Consider the following 25,230-nt stretch of genomic DNA (forward strand, 5'->3'; position numbering starts at 1 on the left):
CCTCACTTACTTCTCTCGACTGCGCCCTAAATCTTCGTGCAACCAGCGAGAATGGAACTCTGCTTTGTTAGAAGTAATGGAAGGACTAAAAGCAGTGTATCTCTCAATTAAATTCAGCGATTTGCCATTGGTGAAGTGGCTGCTAGCGCAGCATTATGAATGGCTTGCTAACAAAAATTTGAATTTGAGAAATTCCCAACTATCATCATGAAACTGCATTCACCCATTTGCGATATGCCAGGGTTAAACCCAAGCAATTACAAAATGCTAGAAAGGCTGGGTCTTGCAACTGTACGAGACTTACTGCTCTACTTTCCACGTGATTACATCAAGTATCGGCGAGTAAAAATTTATCAGTTGAAAGTAGGCGATTCAGTCACGGTTGTAGGTAAGATTCAACATCAGGAAGTAGTGAGTCCGCCTAAAAATTCTAGGCTAACCATTCAGACTATTATTCTCAAGGACAAAACCGGTAAAATAGCCTGCAAGCGTTTCTTCAACCACCCGTACTACCAATCAAAAAAGTGGAGGAACGAGCAAGCCGCCACCTATGTTGCTGGAGGCATTGTTGCTATATCTGGGATAGTCAAAGCCGATCGCTATTGCGGAATGGCATTAACTTCCCCTGAAATCCGATTAATCGGTCTAGACGAAGCCAAGGATACGAAAAATTCCATTATCCCAATTTATCCTTTGACAAAGGGAGTTAGCAACGAAATTGTCCAAGATGCAGTAACCTCAGCTTTGGAATCTGCCAAGCTGCTAAATGACCCCCTGCCGCAGGAGTTCAGACGACAACACGGTTTGATGGAATTACAGGAGGCGATCGCAAACATCCACCAGCCCCCAGACGAAACCAAACTAGAAGCTGCCCGCCGTCGCCTGGTATTTGATGAGTTTTTCTATCTCCAGCTATCGTTTATAGTGCGTCGCCACCGGCTTTTGGCGCGATCGGCTCTTACAAAAATAACTCCTGCTGGTCCTCTAATCCAACAATTTTACTCTCAACTTCCCTTCTCGCTTACCTCAGCTCAACGTAGGGTGATTAACGACATTCTCAACGACATGACTTCCAAAACGCCGATGAACCGACTGGTACAGGGGGATGTCGGTTCTGGTAAAACAGTTGTTGCTGTCGTTGCTATCCTCGCTGCCATCCAGTCTGGCTACCAAGCGGCACTTATGGCACCTACAGAAGTGCTAGCCCAACAGCATCACAGGAAGATTGCGACGTGGTTTGAACGCCAAGGCGTTTCTGTTGAATTGCTGACGGGTTCTACCAAAACCGCCAAGCGCAGAGAAATCCACGCCCAATTAGAGACGGGTGAACTTTCACTATTGGTAGGAACTCACGCGCTTCTGCAAGAGAAGGTCAACTTCAACAAACTCGGTCTGGTAGTCATCGACGAACAGCACAGATTCGGGGTGCAACAGCGGCAGGATTTACTGAACAAGGGAAATAGACCTCATGTACTGACGATGACCGCGACTCCTATTCCGCGTACTTTAGCCCTGACCTTGCACGGGGATTTGGATGTCAGTCAGATTGACGAGTTACCGCCCGGTCGTCAGAAAATTCACACGAAAGTGCTTAATAAAAGCGCTTCAGCATACGATTTAATCCGCCTTGAGGTACTTCGAGGTCGTCAAGCGTACATCATCCTTCCCCTGATCGAAGAATCGGAAAAGCTAGATTTAAGAGCAGCGGTAGCAGAATACGATCGACTCTCAACAGAAATCTTCCCCGAATTTAGCGTAGGATTGCTGCACGGTCGGATGACATCAGCCGAGAAAGATGAAGCGCTCAAATCATTCCGCGACAACAAAACCCAGATACTCGTTTCCACCACTGTGGTTGAAGTGGGCGTGGATGTTCCAAATGCTACAGTTATTTTAATCGACCATGCCGATCGCTTTGGCTTGGCTCAACTGCACCAGTTAAGAGGTCGCGTCGGTCGGGGTTCCCACCGTTCCTATTGTCTTCTGTTAAATACCAGTAAAGCAACAGAAGCTAAGGCACGTCTTGAGGTATTGGAAAAATCTAGCAACGGGTTCTTTATTTCCGAAATGGATTTGCGACTGCGTGGGCCAGGTGTTGTGCTGGGCTATCGCCAGTCGGGAATTTCCGAATTTGCTCTGGCAAATATACTGGATGATGAGGGTTTGCTGAATTTAGCTCGTGAGATGGCAGTAGCGATCGTCAAAAGTAACCCGAATTTAGAGGGACATCCTTTGATGGTTGCAGAACTCAAAAGACGAGGGCTGACAAGTTGGGATTGCACTCTTAATTAATAGGTTTGCTTAGAGGATATTAAAAAATTATGGTGAACAGAGTGCCAGCCCGATCGAGTATGTCAATATATTGGCTCACATCGCAGGGTTTTGCTTCCCTCCTTTCATCAGCAGTTAAATATAGCTTTCTTTAGCTTTTGAAATATCCTCTTAGCTTTTTATGAGAATATTTTTTTACTTAACCTCAAACAATCTATTAACAGATTTTTTATTTCATAGGATATACTTTTAATTATATAATTGTATTTTATAATTACTATTGAGGTCGTATTTTGAACGGTTATCTTATCTACCATCCATCTCGTACTAAATCAGTGCTCGATAGCATCGTAGTTTATCACGATTCTATTGTTGGCAATCAAGATCCATACATTTGGAATTGTAAATTCCTGCATTCCTATTGTCACATTACACAAATGTCTTCCATAGTAAATAATATCAATTTTTGGGTCAGTGGCGATACTTTTCCAAATTTTAATAACCTTTATTGTGATTTGGTATTTATTATAAAGGAAAAAACTTACTGGAAAAATGCTAATACTATAGATCGTACCGATGCTACTATTGATACTGATGAAGCATATCTGGATCACTATCGTTGGGCTTGGCAACATCCTTTTAAGCGTCGTCGCAGATTCACCCTTAAAGCTGATCCAGATAACAGCTTTCAGCCACAGAACGCTTTTCAAGAATTAATTGATATTCTTCCTTTTCTGCTCGAACAAGGACTGACCCTACCTGAAATTCGTCGAGGTATGAGAGCGGGCTTTAATTCTAAACCGTTTAGCCTTAATGCTTCTTTGGCAGCTAATCTTTACTCTTGGTTGGATCGAACCGCAGCTATTAAACTTGAGGGAGCTAAGTTACAAAAAATTCGTGAAAACAACCCGCATTTAGCAAGCCTATAAATTTATTGAAAATTTTAATATAATTCCTTAATTAACAAAAATTATTTCTTATGTAAGAGTTACGAAATTTAGCCTTAGCCATATAAACAGCTTCCTTAACTTTCCATTGTTTTTGGGGCAGTAACTCTTTTACATTTTGTAACTGAACTAATCCTCTATAATCACCTGTAATTTGAGAAACAACTCTAGCGAGCGCCTTACAACAACCATCAGGATATTTAACAACTTGCAACTCAGAAAACCGAATCACCACCCAATTTCTTTCTAAGAAAAACTGATTGCGCTGATTATCTTTATTCCTATCCACACAATGATGAGGCTTTCCCGTTCTCCCATCATAAGGTTCATCAATCTCGATATCTATAGCTAAACCCGTCGGTTGATGAACTAGAATAAAATCAGCAGTGTAACGTAAAGATGTACCTGGGATAGGAAACTCGCCACCCATGCAGAAGTTATAAAACCCAGAAAAATAACGACATAAGTAAACAAAAAACTGCTTTTCGCTTACCCCTTGCTGTGCTTCTTTCTTTCCATGACTTGCAGGCGGTTGAACAATCTCTTTCAATAACCTCTTAAGCAGCTTAGACCGTTTCCGTAGCAGAAAAATATATTGCTCGCTTTCCTTACCTTTTGACTGCAAGCGACACAATTGATAACTTTCGTATTTGGATAATTGTTGTTGGTAGTCAGCCAGTCGTTGCTTGTAGCGATCGCGCACTTGAAAATCAACAAACCGCAGATAGGAAAAAGTCGCCACTACACTCACTGACGAACACGTCAGCGATGACCAGAAAGCCATAACACTCATGCCAAACAGCCAGTTAACCAACATTACTACCGCAACACTAGCTATCCAAAGTTGAATTACCAGAGAATAACGAGAATTATTGGAAACTGGCGGTCGCGGCGGAAAAGGCATTTTTTTTGTAGAAGAAGCACTTTCTTCCAAAATAGGTATCGGGTTATCCGCGCAGAACTGACGAATTGAATCAGGGATAAGAATAACTGGATAAAAGCCTCTTATTTGGCTCATAATTATGCTTTTTGTAGGCGATGTACAAGCTAAAATTATGTATATTTTCAGCCTTTAACTTACTAAATATGCGCGTCGTATCCCATCAGTCCAAGGAATTATACACACCTCTACCTAATTTCCGATGTCATCGACTTATAAATGGGCTAACGCCCACCTTTTTGGGTGAAAAAATAATTTGCTACGCCACTACTTATGCCTACAAATCAGCCCAATAATACACAAAAAATTGCCACAGACCGTCTCAAATCCACGCGGGAAAAACTGACTAGAAAAATCAAATTGGCATTGAAGACTGCAACACCAGAAGAAACTCTGGAAGTGTGGATGCTAATGAAACGGCAGGAACTCAAAAGAACGACTCCTGGGTTATCGGAACAGCAGATGGAAAGCGTCGTGCGATCGCTAATCTTAGAACTCGGCTATGACATCATCGCTACCTCAACTGCCTCACCTGCTGCTGCATCGCCAGAACCAGAAGTTCAGACAGATGAAAGCGAAGTGGATGACGCGGATGAGGATAACGATGCTGATTTCACTAACGACGATCTTGAAGGCGACGAAGATAACTTTTCAGAAGAATTATCAGATGTATCTGAAGAAAAACTTCCTTCTCGCAAGCAGCGGGTTCCTGCTTTGAAAAAAGTTGAAAGCTTAAGGGCTTCTACGCGAAATGGAAAGCACTATTAAGCATTGTTGAATTTGAAATTCTAGACGAGGTTTTACACAACCGTGTCCCTACAACAATGTGAAGTTGACGACACAACAAATACACTCATTTCCTACACTAATACTTCTTTGCTGGGAAGAGTGGATTTCAAATCCGACTCCCTAGAACTTATCCCAGAGACGGAAATTTTGGAAGTAGGCGATGAAAGCATTGACTCTCATAGTTTGGAAGACGAACTCACGCCAGGAACGCTAGACATACTCGCTCGCATTGAAACTTTTGATGAGTATTTTCATTGTTGCGGAAGGTGGTAACTAATGTATTTAGCCAAAGATTTGTTAGCCAGATATTCGATACAAGCAGTCGAACTCTGGAATCAATTGGAAACTGCTGAAACTCCCGAAGAAGAGGAGGCTATTCTCAAAGAAATCTGGGAAAACCAGACAAACCAGGAAATTGCTGCTGACACGCAAGCCGAACTAGCAGATCAACTAGATGCTGAAATTTGTGCCGTCAAAGCACGCTTAAAACACTTAGTAGAACTGCATAATGAGGCAATTGAACGACTGGAACGTTGGCGCAGCAGTCTGGATAAAACCCTGCTACAATTTCATTCAATGGGAGTAATTCCCACAGAGATTGTGGGGATCTCGCGTCACATCCGACTCAAGGAAAATCCGCCAAGTTGCGAAGTATTAATCAATCCTTGTGAATTGCCAACAGAGTACCGCACAGAAAAGCTAGTTGTTACACCCAACAAACGCAAAATCCTAGCAGACTGGAAACAAGGCATTCCCGTTGATGGCACTCGAATTGAGCGTAAACTCAGAGTTGAATACGGAATAGTACCATCAAATCTTAACTCTGCAACTGAGGTAATTTCTAATCGGGCTGCAGCACCAAATACTCAGGAGAATGATTCAACTATAACACAAAATAGTAGGCGAAAAGAAAAGGCGATCGCTAAAAGCGTTGATGGTTCTAACAAGAAGATGAAAGCACGAGTCGGCTAGGGGTAAATCTTCAGACAAACAAGCGTGGGAGGTTTAACTAACAGCAGATAGTTGTTATATCGCTATCTGCTAAACCATTTTTTTGAAGTAATTTAGGACAGCTTAATCCATGAATAAACAAAACAACCATTCCTTTGACATTTCAACATTTGACACCATTACCTACCGGATTTATCGAGGTAAACTTGCCATCTTAATTGAGGATGGAGACAACCGCCTCGATATATCGTTTCCCATAAAAGATGGGCGATTATTCGTCCTCCTTGGTTCTATAAGAGCTGCTGTAGCTGAAGCCATGACCGATTACTTGGAAGTAGAAGCCTACGGAGATGAGCCGCTACTATTATTAAGTGGATCTTTGAATAAAAATAAGTTTAATTAATACCAATAAGGGGGGCTAACGCCCATAAGTAGTATGACAAGCTATTAAATAGCATAGCAAAAATGAAATGGTTGACACCAGAAGAGGCAGTCGCGGCTGCTAATTTATCGGTAACGAGCGAAGAGTTAATTGAGTATACAATTCAACCCGAAGATCAAGAAACAATAGAGGAAAAGTTCCAAAAGATTGGACTGCTATTTGACCGCGATCGCTGGCAAGCCAAAAAACATTATCTAGGTCTCCTATCGCCAGCTAAAGTTAAAAAACCAGTCGCTACTGAATCATCAACATCTGCAAAGGATTCAGAATCAATAGATGATGATAATTGGGCAGAGGAAGATGAAAAAAATGCTGTATCTGAAACTGAAGAATCCCACAAGTTACAATCCGAACATCAAGAAGAACCTTATATCTTAGAGAAATGTACTGTCGAAGTGCACCTGACATTTAAACCAGATGACGGCCATCCAGACGGACGAATTGTAATTATTTCCGCAAGTAGTCACAGGGACTTTCCAGTTAGCGAAAAGATAAGAGAGTCATCATTGGGAGAATTACCGCCACCTCTCAAAGAACTGCTGAAGGAACTTGTAGCAGATTTTCCCAATTGCCAAGTGCGGCGACAGATTGCTAATGCTCGCAACCAAAAGAAAAGAAGCGCTAACCAAAAGAAACCTGGAAGCGAAGCAAGTAGCACCACTACGTCTACAACTTCTACAGAGTCTAAAACTACTGGAACGCAACTGACCTTATTTGGGATTTGAACAACATACCTACTTTTGGGATAAGAAAATGACTTCAAAAAAGAAAGTGCTAATTTCCTTCGAGGGACAACAGCATCCTGTTGATGAGGAAATAGCAAATGATGATAACGAACTCCGCAAATTGCTCACAACTTATTACCCCGATTGCGCCAACGCCGATATCATTAGAAAACCTGGAGAATTGATTAGAATAGCTAAACGCAACGGCTCTAAAGGAGTAAAATAACCATGAAAATGACTCCTTTAGAATTCCTCATCAATGCACCAGAGGAAGTCAATCCCGCACTATCTATGTGCCGGAAACTACAACGGTTAGAGCTTTCTGGCGAACTCGATAGCGCGACTATGAAAGAAATGGTAAAAGCTATTGAGTTAGCTATTTCAAAAGGGACAGACGACGTGAGAGCAGTTGAGCAAACCAAGGAACGACTGTTAAATAGTCGCTCTGTAGCTAGTGCAATTCCAATGGGGTTTTAATATGGCTGCAATTTGGAATGCTAAATCCGCTCTGCAAATATTACAGCAGTGCCAACCAATCATCGACTTTAAATCAGCAACCGATTATTTGTTAGCTAAACAGAACACCTATCAGCTACTCAGTCTTTATCAACAATTGTTTCCTTTGGAATGGGAAAAAAGCCAATCGGAACTCTATTCGGAAGATGAAAATCACAGTCCGAAGGAATTGGAGTTTATTTCGCTAGTTAACGAACATTTATTTCCGATTGACGACATAATTTTAGAGGGCGCTTATGAAGAGCGCCTCTATCAAATTCCTGTCTCGCCTAAAGGAGTAGACTGGCAAGACCATGAAGAAGGAATTGACGCATTGCGAAGCGGATGGCAGATATTACTACCGCTTTCGCAGTCAGGTCGGTGGTGGTTGGAATCCGTAGCAGGCGATGAAGAAAAAACGTGGTACGAATGTACGTTTGGATACAGATTGAAAGACATTCCACATCCCGAAAAAACTAACTTCAAACTTCTCAAGAGATTAGCCCGTCGCGTTGCACCTCCTATCAGCGATTTGCCTACAGCCTTAGCACTTCTTGACTTAGAAACAGGAAATATTTGGCTAGACCAAAGTGTTTGCTGTGAAAGTTACTGGAATCATAATTTTGAATCAAGACCCTGGACAATTGAAGACATTAAATTCCTAGGGCGTCGGTTCAGTATTAAGAGTTGACAAAAAAAGAGATGTATGCAATTACCCGGTCAATGAGTAAGACTCTACGCCCGGTTTAATTGGCCGAACCCGATCCATTCGAGCAATGACATGAAGATTATGAACAACAGCGACTCGCCGTAAATCGAAGAGATTTTTCCGCTGTCCAAGATACCGAGCACGATTCCCCTGCCAATGGCCAATATGAGCCAGAGAGTGTTCAACTGTAGTACGTTTTCTCAATTCTTGGCGACCACTAGCAGTGGATTGACGTGCTCGCAACTCTTGCATTAAGGCTTCATCAGGATGAATTGATACAGTCCGTCCTCTTTTACTATTTGTGCAACCAGACCTCAGAGGACAAATTGCACATTCATTCTGAGGAAAATGAACAGTTTTCCCCGGTTAAAATGGGATACTTACCTGATTGGGACAGCGAATTAAATGCGTATCCCAGTCAAGAAAAAAATAATTTTTATCAAACCGTCCAGAATTTTTGACCGGCCACGCCTTACAAAATATCTGTAATTTATCATCCCGTTGTGTCACCCAATGACTAGATAAATAAGCCCGATCGATATGTAACTCAGATAGGTGAATATTTTGAAATTTCAAGTCACGTTCTAGGTCAATTGTAGCAGCAGATTCTGGAGTATTGGCGCGTGTCAACGCCACCGCGCAAACTACACCACTCTCTAAATCTTTAAGAACGTGGCGTTTATATCCATCTATTTTTTTAGAGCGGCTTTTACGCCCATGCCGCATATCGGGGTCTTCAAGAGAAATGCGACGATCTTTGGCGACCCCTTTACTTAAACTCGGAACGCCTTGTGAGTCGAAAGTCACATTTTGGGATTCAATGACTCGGGCAACATCCAGAGTCTCTTGAACTACTTCAAATTCATCACAATCAGACTGGCTTTGCATCCATTCTTCCACTGAATCTAAGCTACTTAGGATAATTAAGAGTGCATTTTGACGCTCTACTGGATTATCCCAGTTTAAATCTAAGGCCGTTTTTAAGCTGGAACTATTCAGGATGGGTGCACCTGCTTCCAGGGCAATTTCTGCTGGCTCCCGCCCCTGCACAGCAGCTATCATGCTCACTGCTTTCCGCAAAGCATGACCCAATAGATTATATGTATCTTCGACTTTCCCGGCTCCCCATAACGGGGAGGAATCTAAAGCCGCTTTAAGTTGAGATGAGCCAAATCCACCTTTTTGTTTGGCAATTTCTACGGTGCGGTCAATTAAACGTTGGTCTAGTTCTTTTTTAATTAAGCCCTTTCTGAATCTCACCAAAGTGGCTTTGCTAAAAGGAGGACTTTCACAATTGAGACAATCAAGAACTAACTGCCAACGTTGATCCATGAGCATTTCTTCAATGACTTCATCATCAGAAATGCCTAAGTAGGCTTGCAGAATAATTGCCAAGGCAAGTTGTGCAGGAGGAACTGGGCCCTGACCTACTGTGCTGTCTTTAAAAATTGTAGCAAGTTCTTCTTGAAACTCATCATTAAATATAAATGAACGGTTCAGTCGAAGAAACGTGAATAACTTGGCTCGTTTAATGCGTTTGATAATCAACGATTCTCTTTCTGAGAGTTCAATTGGAGGATGCCATAAGTGAGGGCGCATAAGGTTTCTTGCTTCTTCCTGATTGTGAGAATTTAACAGGCTTCTCAATTCACATATCATTTCCAGTTTGTTTTGTCAACTCCTGATACTGAACCGACGCCCTAGCAAGTGAATGGAAAAAAGCTAGTCATCTACTAGATAAAGCCTGCGAATTGATTGACTGGATTGAATCTGAGCCTAACACCAATTTCTCACACCTCTTAGCATTATGGAATCTGACATTACATCTGAAATAATTCGAGAGGTACTGGAGGTAGCCCCCCGAAAATTGTCCACTATTCAAGCCGAACTTCTCTTTATTGAGGGCGGTACTTACATTTTTCACTATCAATCGGGGGGCAGTTCCAAGTACAAATGCCTGTCTCCAGCAACTCTGCGAGCAGCTTTTGCCAATACACCAATTGATTCGGGTTGGATAAACCCTGAATCGGGGATAGTACGTTGGGGAACTGGCAGCGCCGGGGAATGGACAATCAAATTCGTGCTACCTCAGAAACACGAAATAAATTTGTTGGAATCAAAGCACTGGGTTTGTTTACCAGCATTGGTGTTCTTGGGGTTGAAATCTGATTACTGGATTTGGGCAATTAAAGGCTCTAAATTTGACCCGGAAGCAGATGCTTTTCACGTTCCGCTGCCCAACGTCTATTTGCATTCCTATCAACCCTGTGGACGCATCTGCTGGGGAGATAATAAACCGCCTGTAGCTTCGCCCAATACTATTAAAAAAGCTTGGGAATTGTTCATCTCTAGTCCCTTCAACGGACATTTGAGTGACGGCAAATCTAGGGCACAACCCAGTGACGTGCGCTTGCAGCTCGAAAAAGTAGTTAAACGTTCATCTTACCCAGTTAAAGATTTAGTCAGCACGAACCAAACGATTGCCAAATTAGTTTCAGCAATAACTGATGATTGGACCACGTAAACAGAATCACTACAACTTAGAATTTGTCGATTATAAGATTGTCAAACTCGGAGACAATCTGCCGTTTCACTCTAGCAGTATGTTCGAGTATCTGATTGGCAGCAATGGCATCTTTGTGAGAGCGGTTAGACTGGGGTTAGAAGTGATAATTCCGGTGGAGATTTTTACCGCGTCAATCAGAGGGTTAGAACCGATTGAGCCTTTAGTCCGATTAACTCCCGGACGAATCCCTCAGCAGATACTCATCCAAATGTGGAAAGAAAGTTGTATCGCCGCGCTTGCAGAACCACCGTTAGAAATCACTTTCCATATTCATCAGGAACAAGGACAATGGCGGCTCGTAATTCCAGAGCAAACGCAAAGTTCTGCTAAATGTAGAGCAATTGAATACGGTTTAGATTCTTCGTACATTAACGCCACTGTAGAGGTACATTCGCACAATCGGATGGCAGCTTTCTTCTCAGGTGCAGATGATGCAGATGAAGGGGGCTTCCGCATTTTCGTAGTTTTAGGGAGAGTGACTGAATCGAGCGCTGAAATTATTTGCCGCGTGGGAGTTTATCGGCAATTCTGGCACGTTCCGGCTGACTGGATATTTGAATTGCCGAGTTTCATTGCAGATGTCACCGTTGGCGGGAAAAAAGACGATTTGATTTCTAAATTCTACTCTAGTTCTGTTGCGCCATCTTTGTTAGATGACCCAATCGAATTGTAAACAAGATTTGGAGATTTACCCCATGTTTAATTATGATTATTTGGAAGCTTCGCCTCTGATTGTCAGACAAGCTGATTCGATAGATTTTTGGCTTATTGGGGCGGGAGGAACTGGTTCCTGGCTGTCGTATCACATTGCGCGACTGGCACGGAGTTTGGGTAAGTCGGGGAAAAAGGTGCAATTTGCGATCGCAGATCCCGATCGAGTTGAAGAAGCCAACATCAGCAGACAAGCTTTCTGCGATAAGGAAATCGGACTGCCCAAGGCGCAGGCTCTAGCGTTGAGATACTCTATCGCTTGGGGAGTTGACACGACGGCTTTCGTGCAGGTATTTGACCCCAAGCTAATCCGCTACGCTTACGACAAACTGACCATCCTGGTGGGGTGCGTGGATACAGCAGCCGGGAGAGCGGCAATTAATCAGGCTCTGGAGTTAAACCAATTTTACAGCCGTTCTGAAATTCCCCGCGTGTGGTACCTGGATTGCGGAAATCATGCAGCAGCGGGACAAATTTTGCTGGGCAGTTCTTTGGAAACTGACCCGGACTTCTATAATTTTGGGGGGTTGGGATGTGCTAGGCTGCCATCTCCGGTGCTCCTGGCTCCTGACCTTTTGAAACCGAAACCTGAAGAGTTGACAAATAATCTATCTTGTGCTGAGATGGCAGTGCTGAATGTGCAGAGCGAGAGCGTGAATGTTCGAGTGGCGGCTGAGGCGGCGGATTATTTGTACCGGATGGCTGCGGGCAATCTCAAGCGGTTTGCGACCTATTTTGATTTGGAGAGTGGGACGGCGCGATCGGTCTATATTACCCAGCAGTCGGTCACTGTGGCATTGAAATCTAAAGCTTGATATCAAGACTTTGGAAAAGACAGAGGGAATACTAGAGCTAGTTCCTATTTATGATTTATTTATGTTGGTAAAGCCGTTTTCAGAAATTTTCTCAGATAGGAAAGAGGCAGAGAAAGCATTTGAATTCTTAAAACACACTCTAAACCTCTTACGTGTTAATGATGCTGAAGACTCAGAGTTCCATTTGAGCATAAAACTGGGCCTCTCTATTCACCCAGATCATCTTCTGGAACTATTGAAGGTAATAGGGGTCGAGAGCTTTGAAGATTTTCGCTATCAAGAGATAGTGGCATTAGTAGATCCTGTGACATTAGTCAACGACTTTTGTTTCAGTAAGTGGATTTTGACTCTTGACTTCAAGGGGTGGCGAGTATGCACATTTTCACATCCGCCTGAATGGAAACTCATTGTTCCATTCGTTGGAACCCCGAAGATAACTAGCAAAACAGCACCAAAACATCACAGAATACCAGAGTTACTAAAAGGATCTAATTATCGAGTGCCGACTAAACACTTGATGACGTTCCCTTGGACTCGATCTGCAAAAACAGCGTATGAAGAGGCGCTGGATATCTACAGAGGTTCAGACCAGAATGGATCGCCGATAGAACAGAGTCCTTATCACCAAACGCTTGCAGAAGCGGTATTTGACTTGCAGAAACTAGAAGATCTGTTATGTAAAGAGTTGCCAGGGTGGACAGAGCATGAGGATAAGCCAGCCGCGCAGGTGCTGGCGTTAGTGAAGCAAAAACCGTCGGGACGAGATTTAACTACTCCACCTTTGAAGGACATTCAACAGCGAGTTGCTAAACAGGGATTGCGAATAGATGATCGTTTGCTACGACGTTATCACCTGGCACTACAGACTCGAAAGTTCGTAATCTTGTCCGGGGTTAGCGGGACAGGAAAAACCTGGTTGACTCAGGCGTATGCAGAAGCGATAAATGCAGAGTACCAATTAGTCCCCGTAGCTCCCAACTGGACAACTAATGAAGACTTGTTAGGATATTTCAACCCGATCACTCTGAAGTACCATGATACGGATTTTAACCGCTTTTTGAGAGAAGCAGCGACGGAATATCGACGGGCAAAAAAGGAAGAGCGACTAGTAAAGCCTTATCACTTAGTTTTGGATGAGATGAATTTAGCGAGGGTAGAGTACTACTTTGCAAAGTTTCTGTCTGTAATGGAGGTGCGAATGCGACAAGAAACCGCAGGCGAAGAAATACTAGAGAGCGAGTTATTGACACCAAACCTTTATTTTATAGGTACGGTCAACGTGGATGAGACAACTCATGGCTTTGCCGATAAAGTTTACGACCGTGCCCAATTAATTGAATTAACTGTTGATGGGCCGCAGTTGGAGGAGTATCTGGTAAAAGAAGCTTGTGATAAGGCCTGTGTTGAGGTACTGATGCAGGTCTGGGATGCTGTTCACTTTGTTGCGCCGTTTGCATTCCGGGTCATGGATGAAATAGTGACATACGTGAAACAAGCTGAAAAACTGAGCGTGCCGTGGAACGAAGCGTTAGATGAACAGTTGCTCCAGAAGGTATTACCTAAGTTTAAAGGAGTAGATAGCCGTGTGGAAAAAGCATTAGAAAATTTTTTAGTGATTGCAGAGAAGAATAAGTTGGAACTGAGCGTTACCAAAGCCAAAGATATGCTGAATAAATTTCAATTACATGGATTCACTTCATACTTCCAGTAAGTTAAGGTTTTGCAGCATCAAGGGCAAGAGTTTGGATATGCCGAAAGAGTGGCAACCAGCGCTGATCGAAGTGCTGTTGCCACCTGACCAGTGGTTACAGGTAAAGTTGTTTCGCCAAGGTCGTCAGCTAGATGTGCAACGGCGCATTATCCAAAAGCGGGATTGCATAGTTGCAGAGTGGGAACGGTCAGACCCTGGCTATTATCAGTTGCGCTTAGAGTGTGGAAGTACAGTTGAAGAAGAGCAGAGCATCACAATTCTACCGGAGAAGATTACACTGGATGCCTTTACTCAACTGCTAACCGATTTATCAATGGGATTACCAGCAGCAGTGGCAGTGGCACTACAACGGGTTGGAGCATTTGGCAATTTAGTGTTCCGAACGCCCCAGGAAACGACGGTAGCAGAGGAACTTAACCGCCTACGACGAACGATTTTGGGTACAGAGGAACGACCCGGATTGCAAAGTCTTTTACCAAATTTAGCACTTGACCCCCATCAAGTTCTGCGATCGCAGGAGGTATGGGTTCCGCAGGCTCAGGCACGACGGCTTTCCATCAGTGGATTACCGCAGGCAATGCGGGGTCACAATGTAGACAAATTTGGCAAACCAGTGCGTGTCTTGGACTGTCGGGTAGAGCATACGTTGGATGTGTATGAAAACCGTCTGGTGAAGTTGTACGTGCATCAAGTTGAGCGGCGATTGCTGCGACTAGAAAAGTTGCTGACATGCCGCGATGATTACAGCGACTGTATCCCAGAGCTACAGAATTTGGTAAATAGCCTAAAAAAGGCTAAGAGACAAGCACAGTTTCTCTCGGAAGTCAGCTTACCGCAGTCTTTGACCAACCAGTTGACAATGGTGTTCCTCAAGCGTCCTGCTTACCGGGCAGTTCTAGAGGGCTTTTTGGAGTTTTGCAGACAGATCGAAGTCCGATTGGAGCAATCGGCGCTGGATGTGCCGTTGCAGAATCTGCCATACCTGTATCAATTATGGGGAACACTTCAAGTAATCCAAGTATTGCTGAAAGTTGCAGCAGAGCAAGGATATCGGTTAAAGCACCATCGGTTGACATGTCCGATTGAAAACGAGTTGGTGGTGGTGCTACCAAACGGAGAAATAGCAGTAGAACTGGTGCATCCACAGACCGGAGTATCGGTGACGCTTACCCCAGAGCGTACCTTTGAAACCGACCGAAGTGCAGCTACCTACAGCATTAGCTTTAAGCAGCGCCCAGATATTGTCGTCGAAGTAAAGCATCCATCTAGTCAGGTTCCTAGCATCTATCTATTCGATCCAAAGTACAAGGTGGAGTGGCGAGAAGGTTGTAAAGTTCCTCTCAAACAGGACATTGACAAGATGCACAGCTATCGAGATGCCATTCGTGGAGTTGGTGGGGTGCGAGTAGTTCAATATGCAGCTATCTTGTACCCTGGAAATTATGTGCAATATGATGACGGGTTAGAAGCACTACCCACAAACCCTCTGTCAGTTGGGCTACTGCACAATTATCTCCGCCAAGTCTTTGAATCGGCGATGAATTTCTAATTAAGGAAATAGTGTTGGTTGCAATTAGGAAAGTAAAAACTCCTATCCTATTAAGCCAATATCTAATCGAAATGTTTCATATTTCCTATGCCTACAAGCGAATTTGTTGTAAAAATTCACGATGAGCAGGAACCTAAACAATCAAACCTGCATGAAAACTCTCCAAAGAACGTTTGGTCGCAAACTGTCCCACCGCAACTGCTTATTCAATGGAAAATTTTCCATTTAGCCTAGCCAAGCTCAAAGATCATATCAGGGCGGCTACCGCCGCCCCATCGAACCAAACACCCCATGCCTCTGCTATGTGTCCCCCTACGCCTAGACCCTATCGATATATGTAGGGTCAGCCTGAATTCGCTCGTCGAAGTCCATATTCTCCCATTCTTCAATAACCCTCCCCGGTCTGTCCATCAAATCCGCAGGAGCACTGCTGGGACGCACGAATGGGTATTTATCCTCATCTTCAGGAGCGATCGCCAATTCCACCAGCTCAGTATCTTCATCTTCAAACAGAGCCGGATTAACAATTGTATCAACCTTTAGTTCCATTTCAATCACCTCAAAAACACTTCCAACGGTCAACACTTGACCAAGTTTCAATCTGCTAAGGCTTAGATAGACTTTTCTTACCTGCCTTACCAACTGTTTCAACAATTCTTATTCTAACACCTCGTTTCTAGGGAGAAATCAACTCATGGTCGCCACAGTTGTTACCGAACAAGGACTCAAGATTCCCGTTTTTGATGCCGCTTACACTGATGCCAAAGGTCGAAATGTAGGAAAATTCTTCAACAACCCAGAAATCCTGCGGCACTCGATTTTGCAAGCAATATTTGAACCAGAGGAACTGAAGACATTAATGATTGTCAAACTTGACAAATCCAATCCAGATCCTAGCCAATTACGCGCCAGCATCCATGACCCAGAAGACGGCATCAAGCGACGCATGATATTTCAATCTGGAAACAGCTATTATTTTGGTGACGAAACCCTAGCCAAAAAGATAGGAGACTTATTCGTAACCGAAAAAGACACCGCCTGTCGCTACGGTTCCCTTCTAGTCAGCACTTGTATGTCCGGCGTATCAGAATGCGACCATCTACGAGTAAAAATTGTTGATTTCACCGACCCGCAATATGCTAAATATCGAACCGGAGACTGTCACGGTGCCATCAGTTCCGAATTACTCAAAAGCATCGGCGGCGAGAAAAATCGAGCCAGCCAATTCCGTTTCGCTTGGCTACGCAGTTGGAATTCAGAAAATACAGAATCCTCACCCCAAGTCAGCTTTTTGGCTAAAGGAACCCTCCGTCCCGATGACAATTTACTCGAATCCGACGCCGACTCAGAAGGGAACAAACCTCAACTTATTTTAGACCGTTCCAGCATCAAAGGCATCAATAAAAAACAACTCAAAGAACTCATTCCCTGTGGCGATTACGAATTACCAAAAGCCATCCTTGGAAACCGCAAAAACAGTCAAATCGGCATCACCCAAACAAGCTGGCAGTCTACTGGAGTTTGGTTCGACGAAGAAGCCCAAAGGCAAGACTTAGTACCAACAACTAAAGCCGAAGCCCAAAGACTGGCAGCACTGCAACGCGATCCCATGAAATTGCGCCAAGCGATGATTGAAGATTATGACAAGCGCGAAGCATTTTTAGCGCGTTTGAATGAAAAAAAACTCAAAGAACAGCAGGAAAAGCTATCAACTACAATTGACGACGAAATTAACGGTGACAGCGAGGAAAGTACCGAGGATAAAAAGCGGGAAAGACAGGACATCCAGATGCTCAAAGCCGATAAATTCGGACTGATGATAGGCAGTCCCGAATTCACCAATATGGCAGAAAGGTGGCTGGCATCCAAATGGCGAAATCTGGCAACCAGGGGAGCTTTATCAATGACTTCTGCAATGGCTCTACCCTGCGAAGATTTACCCAAAGGCACGGTTTGCGCTAACCATTTAGAAGAAGGAGAATGCGTTCAAGGTCGATTCCCAATTCTCAACAAAGATGGTCTGAGGATATATCAAAATGTACACGCAAAAAACCTGGAAAATATTCCAGAGGAAACCCGCGGTGTCATGTCGAAAATCAAAGGGGTAATTTGGTTCAATCCCAAAGACTTAGAAAAGTTCCATCAAGGAGACTTTGACGGTGACGAACCGTTTGGCATCGAATCTCGAAAAATCCCTCAAATTGCCCAACAAATCTTACCAGCACAAGACGAATTATTTGACTTCGGAGAAGTGGTACAAGCGGAGAAAGTTCCCTATACTAAAGCTCGGTATCGAGAAGACGACCCCGAAGTCAGAGAAGGTAAAGTTAAAGCAGGTCAACGCAAATTTACCACCCTAGAACAAATTGGAGTTGCCAGCTCTCAAAATGAAGTCGGAATCGTCGCCTTAGCCATTGGCAAAGTAGCAGCAGCACTCCCCAACCCCGGCGAAGATGAAAAGCTATTTCTCAAGCAGCAAAAGCGATTTATCGCTGCTCTCAGCATCATGGAACAGTACGAAGTTGACTACCAGAAAAACTCGCTGCGCGGTAAAGATGCCAAAGAAGTGAAAGAGAAAACAAATCTAAATCCCGACACTTTACTAGAAAAAGTAGATGAATGGTGCGAGAAACACAAAAGCTGCACTTACTTTTTCCAGTACAAAGGAGACGAGCGACTGTACAAACAATTTCCCATGCCCGCCGACTTTCCCAATGCTGTTTACGTCCTAGCCAAAGAAGCCGTTAACCCTTATTGGGAACAGACGCGGCTCATCCACCGCAACCGAGATGAATTTCAGCACATTCTTCCCCCAATTCCGGCTCATTTAATCGTGTCGAAAGACAATCGCCAGCAACTGGATGCAGCAGGCATTGAGTATGAAAAAGAAGGGAAGGAATTGCACGTTTCCTATGAGTACAAAAATGCCTTAGTAGAGAGAGGAATCGAGTACCGACACAGCAAAGAAAATGACCTGCATTGGGAAGAAAACGAATTGCAATGGGCGAAAGACCTGGTGCAGCGCTTTCAAGAGGACAAAAGCATTATCTACGATCGCACTGGCAGCGATATCAAAACTCGAAAAGAGGAAATGGGCAAACTTTATGACAGTTATCGAGCGGAGATTGACGAAATTTGGGATACTCCTGAAAGAAAAACCAGGGCTGCTCATGCCTTATTCCAAGCTACCCACACTTCCGATAACCTGAGCAAACACCGGACAATTTGCCAGAAGGTAGCAGAGGATTTGGAAATTACCTTTTCCCTACAAGAAGACTACGAATTGCTCCACGAAGCCTTACCGCGAGATGTCTACGTCCTACAAGTTCCTTTCCAGAAAGTGAAAACTAAAGACGGCAGAACCATTGACCTTCCTAACCAATGGAAAGACGCACTCGATAGCAAAGGGATTGCATACGAAGCCACTGCTCATCCCGAATTGCCGTTAGTTGAATTCGCCTTCAAAAACTTACCCCAGAGCATGGTGGCGAAACTAGATGGCAAATATGGAGATAATTCCAACGACCATATCGACACCGACTCTTTGAAGGTAACAAACTACTCCGGTAATGAAACCAGACTCCTCATCGTACCTCCCGTCGATTGTCGGTGGATTGAGTCTCAAGATAAAGCAGGTAGAGGCGCACTTGTTTACAAATTATTCATGGATGAAATCTCTGATGCTTTGTCAAACTATCGGGTAAATCAGATAGAAGTAGTCAATGTCAAACATCCCGATAACGATTACTCAGAGGAAGATTTCTCCAAGTCAAAATGGAAGGATCGGAAAGTCACTGTGCAAGTGGGAACGATCGATTTACCTCCCACTCACGAGAAGTATTACCGATTTCAAGGCACTCCCATTATCCAGCTTGACGATAAAAACTTGGGTACATTTTCCCCCGAAAGTCCTAAGTTTCCCCCTGGAACTACTTTTGAGGCGACGCTTTCCCCCGACAAAGGCGGCAGGTCGGTGATGCTGAAAGTCGATCGCGAATCAATTCGGTTGCCTGAAATTCAATTGCCCGCGATCGATTCATCTGAAGTATCTCAGACTTCTGATTTGGCGAAGCCTGCGGGAAACGCGATTCGCTCAGCGATCCGCCCAAACGGAATCGCTCAAAACAGTAGCACGTATCAACCGCCAAAATTCCAACAAGAATCTGCTTCAAAACCAGAAACGGCAGTTAATAACGGAAAACGCGACACCACCAACGCTAAAGCTGACAACTGGCGGCTTTCTCTGCAAGACACACTCTTTAGCGTCGTGTCGGAAACCTACAAGCAACGGCGATCGCACCTTCCTTCCGATAGTACCCAGCACTTCAAATTTGGCGACAACCAGTGGACGGCTTACGTGCAGCCGAACGGGGATTGCTTTGTCAGAAACGAGTCCAAGCGCACCGTGTTTAAAGCCAACGTTAACACCGGGGAGGTTCAAATTCCTCTGACAGAGCAAGCAGCGGCTCGTTTTCAAGAGATGATTGTGGAGCGAGAGAAAGCTTTGTCCCAGTCCCGGCCTACTCTCGCGCCTGCGTCTGAATCGAAACCGAGGGAGTTGGAAATGGTTTAGTCGATAAGGGGTGGTTGGGGAACTGGGGGCGATCGCACAACTTTAACCCCGAACCAGAGGAGATTGTTGTATCGAAGGACTGAATTACCGCGAAGTAGTCTAAACAATTCTTAAAAGTCATGCCAAAAATCGGTATCCGCTCTGTTGCCTCGCTGGTTCAGGTACTAACCCCACTGATATTACGACAAAGGTCAGGTTCTTCTAAGAAGTAATGCCTGCCAGCAATAAGCGCGAGTTGCATCCTTCACACAGGGATGCAACTTCTTGTGAGAAGAAACAACACTACAATTGTTACTGAGGCCTACAAAAAGCTTTATATTTTAACCCTTATATTTCCTCTTATTTCCTCTTTTTTCCTAATATCTCCTACTTGTCCCTAATATTTCCTAATATTTCCTCCAAAATTCACAAAATTTAATTAACTTGAATTAACTGTCGCTGCTTTTTAACAGATTTTTTGTACTCCGACACCTCTTAAATCCTCCTAGTTAGTGTCCTACTCGCATAGCAAGCCATGTCAAATGTACGTACAAGAAGGGTAAAAAGGAGTAAATCGCCCAAACCGCCCACTTATCAGAATTTGTGAAAGGACAACGACATATCTTCGCTTCAGCACAAGTGGCTGACGGATACCTCTCCTCTGGCTACCGCCAGTATTGGGGCGCTCACTTACTCTTAAAATTGACCGAATGCCACAAAAACACTACACGCCCACTGAAATGGCGCATCCAACCAATGCTACCGCCCCTAAACCAAATACGATCGCCCTGCCTGACTATTGGGCGCAACCGGATTTCAAATTTGGGGATACGGTGAAAACCAACGACGAATCTTATATCGTCATAGGTTTGGCTATGGACACACACTTGGACATTTGGAAATACCTGTGTCGCGCCCCGAACAATACAGAGCGATTCTTCTGGGAATATCAACTCAGACTTGCTTAAACTACCAGTACGAAATATTAAGACTTTGTTGAGCGGCGGCGATCGCAAACTAAGAGCCGTCCTCAACAAATAAGCAAGATGGGCTGCAAACCATGCTCAACAATGATGTAATTTGCAGGCTTCCATACAACAATGTCCGACTTTGACAATTTCATTGGCTACAAGCAATCCAGGCAGCAGTATCCACCCTCGAATCAGCCATATGGATGATAAAAACTGCTCCGGTCACTTCTCACTAATGCAACCTGTGACCGAACAAAACATAAACCGAAAGAAACAGCCTCATCTCCAACAGAATTGCTGAAAATTGAATCAATAAAAGCAATGGATCAATCACCGCGCAAACCTTGCCATCAAGGTTCAGGAAATTGTAGCGAACATCGGTTGCTCAGCATTAAATTAACTTAATGCCAACAACTGCTCTGACCTAATCCCTTGCTGTTCAACTTAGCCTTGATAAACCATTAGTTAGCCATAGAAAATTGATGTGCTTACAACTGCAACTCTCCCCAAAAACCAACTTTCCAAACCCAACGGAAAGACTGAAGTAGTCCGAGTGCGCCTAACCACCTTTGAAAAGGCAGATTTAGTGAAGCGTGCCGCAGAATCAGGTGAAAAAAGCCTGTCTGACTACTTGCGTAAACGCGCTTTTAGCCTTAACCACACAGTTCCCGCTATCAATGAAGGAACTTGTGCCCAACTGCGAATAATGAGCACGCACATTTGCCAAATGACCAGAGGTGTAGAGACAGCAGTCAAAGCAGGAAAGTTACCCAAACAAAGTCTAGAACTTCTGCAAAAATTCAGCAGAATGCTAGGCGAATATCACCAAGAACTAAGAGGGAAAGTCAGGAGAGAACTTTTGAGCGAAACCTGCGAACAAACACCCCCACTTGTGGATTACCAATAAAGCAATCGCTCAATTAGCTAATAATCCTGTTTGACAATCTCAAGCGCTGCTGAAAATTTAAGCTCAAACCTAATGATAACCTCGATTTTCCTCTCATGAGGTGAGAAAAAATGGCGGCAAAACTCTCAACTAAGACCAACTCCAAAAGACAATTTTCTGCCCCAAAGCGTACTTGGTCTGTCCTAACGGCTACAGAGCCCAAACACGTCAAAAAACTGGAACACATTCAGGAAACCCTCGATGCTGCCATAGAAACAATCCAAGAAGAAGGTGGCATTGAAGACTGGGAAGATTTCAAAAACTTCGTTGAATCCTTCAACAAACGACCCGACAGAGTCAATGAATCTGGCAATCATAAAGCTAGTGTCAGCATGGATTTAGTTACTGAAGGAAAAGGAGGCGAGGTGTCTGGCTTTGTTTTCTATTTAACTAAAGACCCCAGCCAAAGAACCAGCGGTGTCTATTTAGTTAAAAATTTGAAACAGGCTGACGTTGAAACGAAAGACAATAACAATTACTATACTCCATCCCAAATTATGGACTTAATCGGGTTGGATACCAGTGATGAATTAGAGGAGGACGGCATTTCCGAAGAATTTGATGAAGAACTAGATGAGGAATTGGAGGATGATTTAAGCGATCTAGAAGAAGATACAGACCTTCCCAGCCACAATACGCAAACTCGCAAGTCATCGCAGTCCAAACGGCAGCTAGGAAAGTCAGTAGCTCCTAAAAATGCTACCAGCAGAACGCAAAAAAAGGAGGAAGAAGATAATATTGAAGAACTATTTTCTGATGATGAAGATGCTCCTCTCCCCAATGGTGTATTGGGCAATATAGCTAAAAATCGCAGCGTTTTCAATCAGAATGGTAACGGACAAATCAAGCAAAAAGTGGCTGAACAGCCAGAAGCAAAATATCCCTTACTCGACACCCTTGAAACTGTTCTAAAAGAAACCGAACGCCAAGGTGCAAATGTCGCTTCTATGGGAAGCGAAATTAACGGCTTAACCGTAAGTGGCTTAACCGTCCAAACTGCCTCTTTAATGGGTCTACTTGGAGCCAAGAGTATTGGGGATCTCATTGATTACATTGAACGAGCGAGGGAAAAGGAACAGGCAGAAAAACTCGAAAAAATTCTCGAACAAATTGACTCATTAAACGATCGCGCCGACCGAGTTGCGACTCGTGCTAAACACGCTGATGTCATTTCCGGCATAGAGGCGATAGATACACGCACTGAAAAACTTGCTGAACGGGCTAAGCAGGTATTAGAACCGCCTGCTGCAACTGAACCAGAGGAATTGGAAACGAGCCAGCCTCAGAGAAGCGATCGCGACATTGAAGCCAAGGCCACCGAGGGAATTAAAATCAGCAATCCCGAAACCAAGGCAGCTCAAATTGGCGAAAGAATTGGCGATCTAGAGAGCAAGCTCAACCCAAACTCCCAGAAATCTACGCCTCTAAAGCTCGATAAAGATACCAGCATCAGCGAACAGTTAGACCAAATTCAAGACTATTTAGGCAACCTCTCAAAAAGGTTGGATCGCCTTGAAAGTATCGTTGACAAACTGGAACATAAAATGACCGTTCAGATGCCTGTTGAATCAGAATTTAATCCTAATTCACAAGTGCCAGAAACTCGTCAAAAAGTTCAGCCCACCGTTACTTCACCTAACAGTATCGACAAGGAGGAAAGCGAACCAAAGGATCTTCTTAGTAAAATGGTAGCTCAAACAAAAGTACAGCAGCAACGAGAAACTGTAGCAGATTGCTTAGTCAATTATGCTTTCGCTACGGGGCAGTCTCCCCAATCGGATATTGCTTTTAATGGTGGCGGCAGCTTGAATGTAACTGCTGAAAACCACGAAGTCAAAGTTGTCGTCAAAGACAGCGATAATACCGAAATTTTTTCGGGAACCAAGAATGGATCTCGCTGGAAATTTGAACCGAATCGGGACAAACTAACTCCCGAAGAAAGAGAAGCCATTTTCAAATTGCCTCAGTCGGAAGAAGAATACAACAAGCTAGCAACTGCCCAGGCTTTAGTTGAAAAGTTTCAGGACACCTTCCCCAAACGCTTTAGCGGGGAAAAAGATCCAGTGTTTCCTTGGAAAGAATCGCGTCGCGAAGACGGCACTCCAGGGGCAGTCAAATACGAATTTGAAATCCTGGATCTGCCGGACGGGTCAAAACAACTGATAGGAACTGACCCCCGCCAAGGTGATGCACAAGTGTTCGATGCCGTTCTGGTCAAAGGAAAGCCACCAGACGTTCGGCAGTGCCACATTGCTGTTGAAGAAATGGAGGCTGTAGTCGGCTCCCCAGAGCCACAAAAAACTCAATTTAGAGATTCTCAAGCATCTAAAGACTACAACTATACCTCGCCAGAACGCAAAGAACGATCGCAAGAAGACAGCAACGAATTGCAAGCTTAAACCACTTTGAGGACAAATCCAATGCAAAACGATTACTTACACAACAACTACCACTCTCATGGCGATCGCACCAGCGTTGCTAACCAAAGCATTATCCACAAACGCCGCAGCCATTTTAGCAAATTCATGCGTAAATTCAAACTCAATAACGCCGATTTAGCCTTCATTGCAATTTGCCTAATTGCAGCCATTTATCTAACTCTTGTCCAGCCCTTATTTGTCAGCGTATTTAGCTGTGCATCTCTGGTGTTCTTCGGACTATGGCAAATTACCCGCAGCATTCCCATCCTCGAAAAACTGCTGGGCAGCAAAATTCGCTTCTGGCACTTAGCCGTTGCTGTCATCACAGTAACAATGTTCCTGAATAACTTTCAGACCCCAGCCCAAGCCGTTTTTCTAAGCGGTCTCCAAGCATTTATGACCAATCTAGCAACCGAAGCTGGAGCAGCCGGAGGAGGAACAGCCATTGACGAATCAACAATCGCTTTAATTTTCAATGCCATTCGAGGCATATTTCTCTTGCTAGTAGCCGCCGCAGCTTTATTCGCTTACAACCAAGCGCAGCAAGGCAACGATTGGCGGCCAATTGTCACCCAAATTGCCCTCGCCTTCGGCATTGTGATTGCCATAGACGTAGTAACGTTCTTATTCATCGGCGACGGTAGCGGTACAACAGCTCGTTTTGCCCCCAACCTGCCACCGCTGGGAGTAATTACAACTTTGACCTTTTAGAACTAAAAA

22 protein-coding genes and 1 pseudogene are annotated in these 25,230 nt (G+C 44.0%); 20 read left to right on the top strand and 3 right to left on the bottom strand.

What is annotated here, in order from left to right; translation table 11 throughout:
* The first annotated feature begins 207 nt into the window (after positions 1 to 207).
* Both recG and QUA83_RS03410 read left to right on the top strand, forming a co-directional pair.
* The gene (recG, locus tag QUA83_RS03405) at positions 208 to 2,292 is read left to right on the top strand and encodes an ATP-dependent DNA helicase RecG (RefSeq protein WP_333291517.1); all 2,085 of its coding nucleotides are present in this window, start codon (positions 208 to 210) and stop codon (positions 2,290 to 2,292) included.
* 416 nt (positions 2,293 to 2,708) lie between these two features.
* Positions 2,709 to 3,200, top strand: coding sequence for a hypothetical protein (locus QUA83_RS03410; protein WP_223300929.1), 492 nt, complete (start codon positions 2,709 to 2,711; stop codon positions 3,198 to 3,200).
* Between the two features lie 31 nt (positions 3,201 to 3,231).
* Here the strand turns inward: QUA83_RS03410 and QUA83_RS03415 are convergent, their stop codons facing one another.
* The gene (locus QUA83_RS03415; RefSeq protein ID WP_333291519.1) at positions 3,232 to 4,236 is read right to left on the bottom strand and encodes a hypothetical protein; all 1,005 of its coding nucleotides are present in this window, start codon (positions 4,234 to 4,236) and stop codon (positions 3,232 to 3,234) included.
* 195 nt (positions 4,237 to 4,431) lie between these two features.
* On the opposite strand from QUA83_RS03415, the gene QUA83_RS03420 reads away from it, so the two are divergent.
* The 8 genes from QUA83_RS03420 to QUA83_RS03455 all read left to right on the top strand — a co-directional run bounded on the left by QUA83_RS03420 (position 4,432) and on the right by QUA83_RS03455 (position 8,251).
* Positions 4,432 to 4,926, top strand: a complete 495-nt coding sequence (locus QUA83_RS03420) for a hypothetical protein (RefSeq protein WP_333176504.1) — start codon at positions 4,432 to 4,434, stop codon at positions 4,924 to 4,926.
* Positions 4,927 to 4,968: 42 nt separating this feature from the next.
* Positions 4,969 to 5,220, top strand: a complete 252-nt coding sequence (locus QUA83_RS03425; protein WP_333291521.1) for a hypothetical protein — start codon at positions 4,969 to 4,971, stop codon at positions 5,218 to 5,220.
* Between the two features lie 3 nt (positions 5,221 to 5,223).
* On the top strand, positions 5,224 to 5,919 hold the full coding sequence (locus QUA83_RS03430; protein WP_333291522.1) for a siphovirus Gp157 family protein: 696 nt from the start codon (positions 5,224 to 5,226) through the stop codon (positions 5,917 to 5,919).
* Between the two features lie 109 nt (positions 5,920 to 6,028).
* Positions 6,029 to 6,301, top strand: a complete 273-nt coding sequence (locus QUA83_RS03435; protein WP_333075417.1) for a hypothetical protein — start codon at positions 6,029 to 6,031, stop codon at positions 6,299 to 6,301.
* Between the two features lie 62 nt (positions 6,302 to 6,363).
* Positions 6,364 to 7,065 (top strand): hypothetical protein, encoded by a 702-nt coding sequence (locus QUA83_RS03440; RefSeq protein ID WP_333291524.1) that lies wholly within the window; start codon positions 6,364 to 6,366, stop codon positions 7,063 to 7,065.
* A gap of 28 nt (positions 7,066 to 7,093) precedes the next feature.
* A complete protein-coding gene (locus QUA83_RS03445) occupies positions 7,094 to 7,291 on the top strand; it encodes a hypothetical protein (protein ID WP_333291526.1) in 198 nt (65 codons plus the stop codon).
* 2 nt (positions 7,292 to 7,293) lie between these two features.
* Entirely contained in the window at positions 7,294 to 7,542 is a 249-nt protein-coding gene (locus QUA83_RS03450; RefSeq protein ID WP_333291527.1) for a hypothetical protein, read from the top strand.
* Position 7,543: 1 nt separating this feature from the next.
* A complete protein-coding gene (locus tag QUA83_RS03455) occupies positions 7,544 to 8,251 on the top strand; it encodes a hypothetical protein (RefSeq protein ID WP_333291529.1) in 708 nt (235 codons plus the stop codon).
* A gap of 21 nt (positions 8,252 to 8,272) precedes the next feature.
* Here the strand turns inward: QUA83_RS03455 and QUA83_RS03460 are convergent.
* Positions 8,273 to 9,868: pseudogene (locus tag QUA83_RS03460) on the bottom strand (IS1182 family transposase).
* Positions 9,869 to 10,076: 208 nt separating this feature from the next.
* On the opposite strand from QUA83_RS03460, the gene QUA83_RS03465 reads away from it, so the two are divergent.
* From QUA83_RS03465 to QUA83_RS03485, 5 genes are read left to right on the top strand one after another with little or no spacing between them, the layout of a single operon-like run.
* Complete coding sequence (locus QUA83_RS03465) at positions 10,077 to 10,793, top strand: hypothetical protein (protein WP_333291530.1); 717 nt, start codon at positions 10,077 to 10,079, stop codon at positions 10,791 to 10,793.
* Positions 10,777 to 11,508, top strand: coding sequence for a hypothetical protein (locus QUA83_RS03470; protein ID WP_333132176.1), 732 nt, complete (start codon positions 10,777 to 10,779; stop codon positions 11,506 to 11,508). The genes QUA83_RS03465 and QUA83_RS03470 overlap by 17 nt, the downstream gene beginning before the upstream one ends.
* Positions 11,509 to 11,530: 22 nt before the next feature.
* Positions 11,531 to 12,361, top strand: a complete 831-nt coding sequence (locus QUA83_RS03475; protein WP_333291533.1) for a ThiF family adenylyltransferase — start codon at positions 11,531 to 11,533, stop codon at positions 12,359 to 12,361.
* 10 nt (positions 12,362 to 12,371) lie between these two features.
* Positions 12,372 to 14,072 (top strand): AAA family ATPase, encoded by a 1,701-nt coding sequence (locus QUA83_RS03480; protein ID WP_333291536.1) that lies wholly within the window; start codon positions 12,372 to 12,374, stop codon positions 14,070 to 14,072.
* A gap of 37 nt (positions 14,073 to 14,109) precedes the next feature.
* Positions 14,110 to 15,621 (top strand): DUF2357 domain-containing protein, encoded by a 1,512-nt coding sequence (locus QUA83_RS03485; RefSeq protein WP_333291537.1) that lies wholly within the window; start codon positions 14,110 to 14,112, stop codon positions 15,619 to 15,621.
* Between the two features lie 318 nt (positions 15,622 to 15,939).
* Here QUA83_RS03485 and QUA83_RS03490 read toward each other — a convergent pair whose 3' ends face one another.
* The gene (locus QUA83_RS03490; protein ID WP_333132173.1) at positions 15,940 to 16,170 is read right to left on the bottom strand and encodes a hypothetical protein; all 231 of its coding nucleotides are present in this window, start codon (positions 16,168 to 16,170) and stop codon (positions 15,940 to 15,942) included.
* 145 nt (positions 16,171 to 16,315) lie between these two features.
* Between QUA83_RS03490 and QUA83_RS03495 the strand changes: the two genes are divergently transcribed.
* From QUA83_RS03495 to QUA83_RS03515, 5 genes are all read left to right on the top strand, one after another.
* Positions 16,316 to 20,194 (top strand): hypothetical protein, encoded by a 3,879-nt coding sequence (locus tag QUA83_RS03495; protein WP_333291539.1) that lies wholly within the window; start codon positions 16,316 to 16,318, stop codon positions 20,192 to 20,194.
* Positions 20,195 to 20,883: 689 nt separating this feature from the next.
* Complete coding sequence (locus QUA83_RS03500) at positions 20,884 to 21,141, top strand: hypothetical protein (RefSeq protein ID WP_333291541.1); 258 nt, start codon at positions 20,884 to 20,886, stop codon at positions 21,139 to 21,141.
* Positions 21,142 to 21,628: 487 nt separating this feature from the next.
* A complete protein-coding gene (locus QUA83_RS03505) occupies positions 21,629 to 22,051 on the top strand; it encodes a plasmid mobilization protein (protein ID WP_333291543.1) in 423 nt (140 codons plus the stop codon).
* A gap of 110 nt (positions 22,052 to 22,161) precedes the next feature.
* On the top strand, positions 22,162 to 24,489 hold the full coding sequence (locus QUA83_RS03510) for a hypothetical protein (protein WP_333291545.1): 2,328 nt from the start codon (positions 22,162 to 22,164) through the stop codon (positions 24,487 to 24,489).
* 21 nt (positions 24,490 to 24,510) lie between these two features.
* Entirely contained in the window at positions 24,511 to 25,221 is a 711-nt protein-coding gene (locus QUA83_RS03515) for a hypothetical protein (protein ID WP_333291546.1), read from the top strand.
* The last annotated feature ends 9 nt before the right edge of the window (positions 25,222 to 25,230 follow it).

It is taken from the genome of Microcoleus sp. K1-B1, from assembly GCF_036704705.1.
Classification (GTDB): Bacteria; Cyanobacteriota; Cyanobacteriia; order Cyanobacteriales; family Microcoleaceae; genus Microcoleus.

Coding starts and splice junctions, on each gene's coding strand:
- recG (WP_333291517.1), top strand. CDS start 208: ATGAAACTGCATTCACCCATTTGCGATATGCCAGGGTTAAACCCAAGC.
- QUA83_RS03410 (WP_223300929.1), top strand. CDS start 2,709: ATGTCTTCCATAGTAAATAATATCAATTTTTGGGTCAGTGGCGATACT.
- QUA83_RS03415 (WP_333291519.1), bottom strand. CDS start 4,236: ATGAGCCAAATAAGAGGCTTTTATCCAGTTATTCTTATCCCTGATTCA.
- QUA83_RS03420 (WP_333176504.1), top strand. CDS start 4,432: ATGCCTACAAATCAGCCCAATAATACACAAAAAATTGCCACAGACCGT.
- QUA83_RS03430 (WP_333291522.1), top strand. CDS start 5,224: ATGTATTTAGCCAAAGATTTGTTAGCCAGATATTCGATACAAGCAGTC.
- QUA83_RS03435 (WP_333075417.1), top strand. CDS start 6,029: ATGAATAAACAAAACAACCATTCCTTTGACATTTCAACATTTGACACC.
- QUA83_RS03440 (WP_333291524.1), top strand. CDS start 6,364: ATGAAATGGTTGACACCAGAAGAGGCAGTCGCGGCTGCTAATTTATCG.
- QUA83_RS03445 (WP_333291526.1), top strand. CDS start 7,094: ATGACTTCAAAAAAGAAAGTGCTAATTTCCTTCGAGGGACAACAGCAT.
- QUA83_RS03450 (WP_333291527.1), top strand. CDS start 7,294: ATGAAAATGACTCCTTTAGAATTCCTCATCAATGCACCAGAGGAAGTC.
- QUA83_RS03455 (WP_333291529.1), top strand. CDS start 7,544: ATGGCTGCAATTTGGAATGCTAAATCCGCTCTGCAAATATTACAGCAG.
- QUA83_RS03465 (WP_333291530.1), top strand. CDS start 10,077: ATGGAATCTGACATTACATCTGAAATAATTCGAGAGGTACTGGAGGTA.
- QUA83_RS03470 (WP_333132176.1), top strand. CDS start 10,777: ATGATTGGACCACGTAAACAGAATCACTACAACTTAGAATTTGTCGAT.
- QUA83_RS03475 (WP_333291533.1), top strand. CDS start 11,531: ATGTTTAATTATGATTATTTGGAAGCTTCGCCTCTGATTGTCAGACAA.
- QUA83_RS03485 (WP_333291537.1), top strand. CDS start 14,110: ATGCCGAAAGAGTGGCAACCAGCGCTGATCGAAGTGCTGTTGCCACCT.
- QUA83_RS03490 (WP_333132173.1), bottom strand. CDS start 16,170: ATGGAACTAAAGGTTGATACAATTGTTAATCCGGCTCTGTTTGAAGAT.
- QUA83_RS03495 (WP_333291539.1), top strand. CDS start 16,316: ATGGTCGCCACAGTTGTTACCGAACAAGGACTCAAGATTCCCGTTTTT.
- QUA83_RS03500 (WP_333291541.1), top strand. CDS start 20,884: ATGCCACAAAAACACTACACGCCCACTGAAATGGCGCATCCAACCAAT.
- QUA83_RS03510 (WP_333291545.1), top strand. CDS start 22,162: ATGGCGGCAAAACTCTCAACTAAGACCAACTCCAAAAGACAATTTTCT.
- QUA83_RS03515 (WP_333291546.1), top strand. CDS start 24,511: ATGCAAAACGATTACTTACACAACAACTACCACTCTCATGGCGATCGC.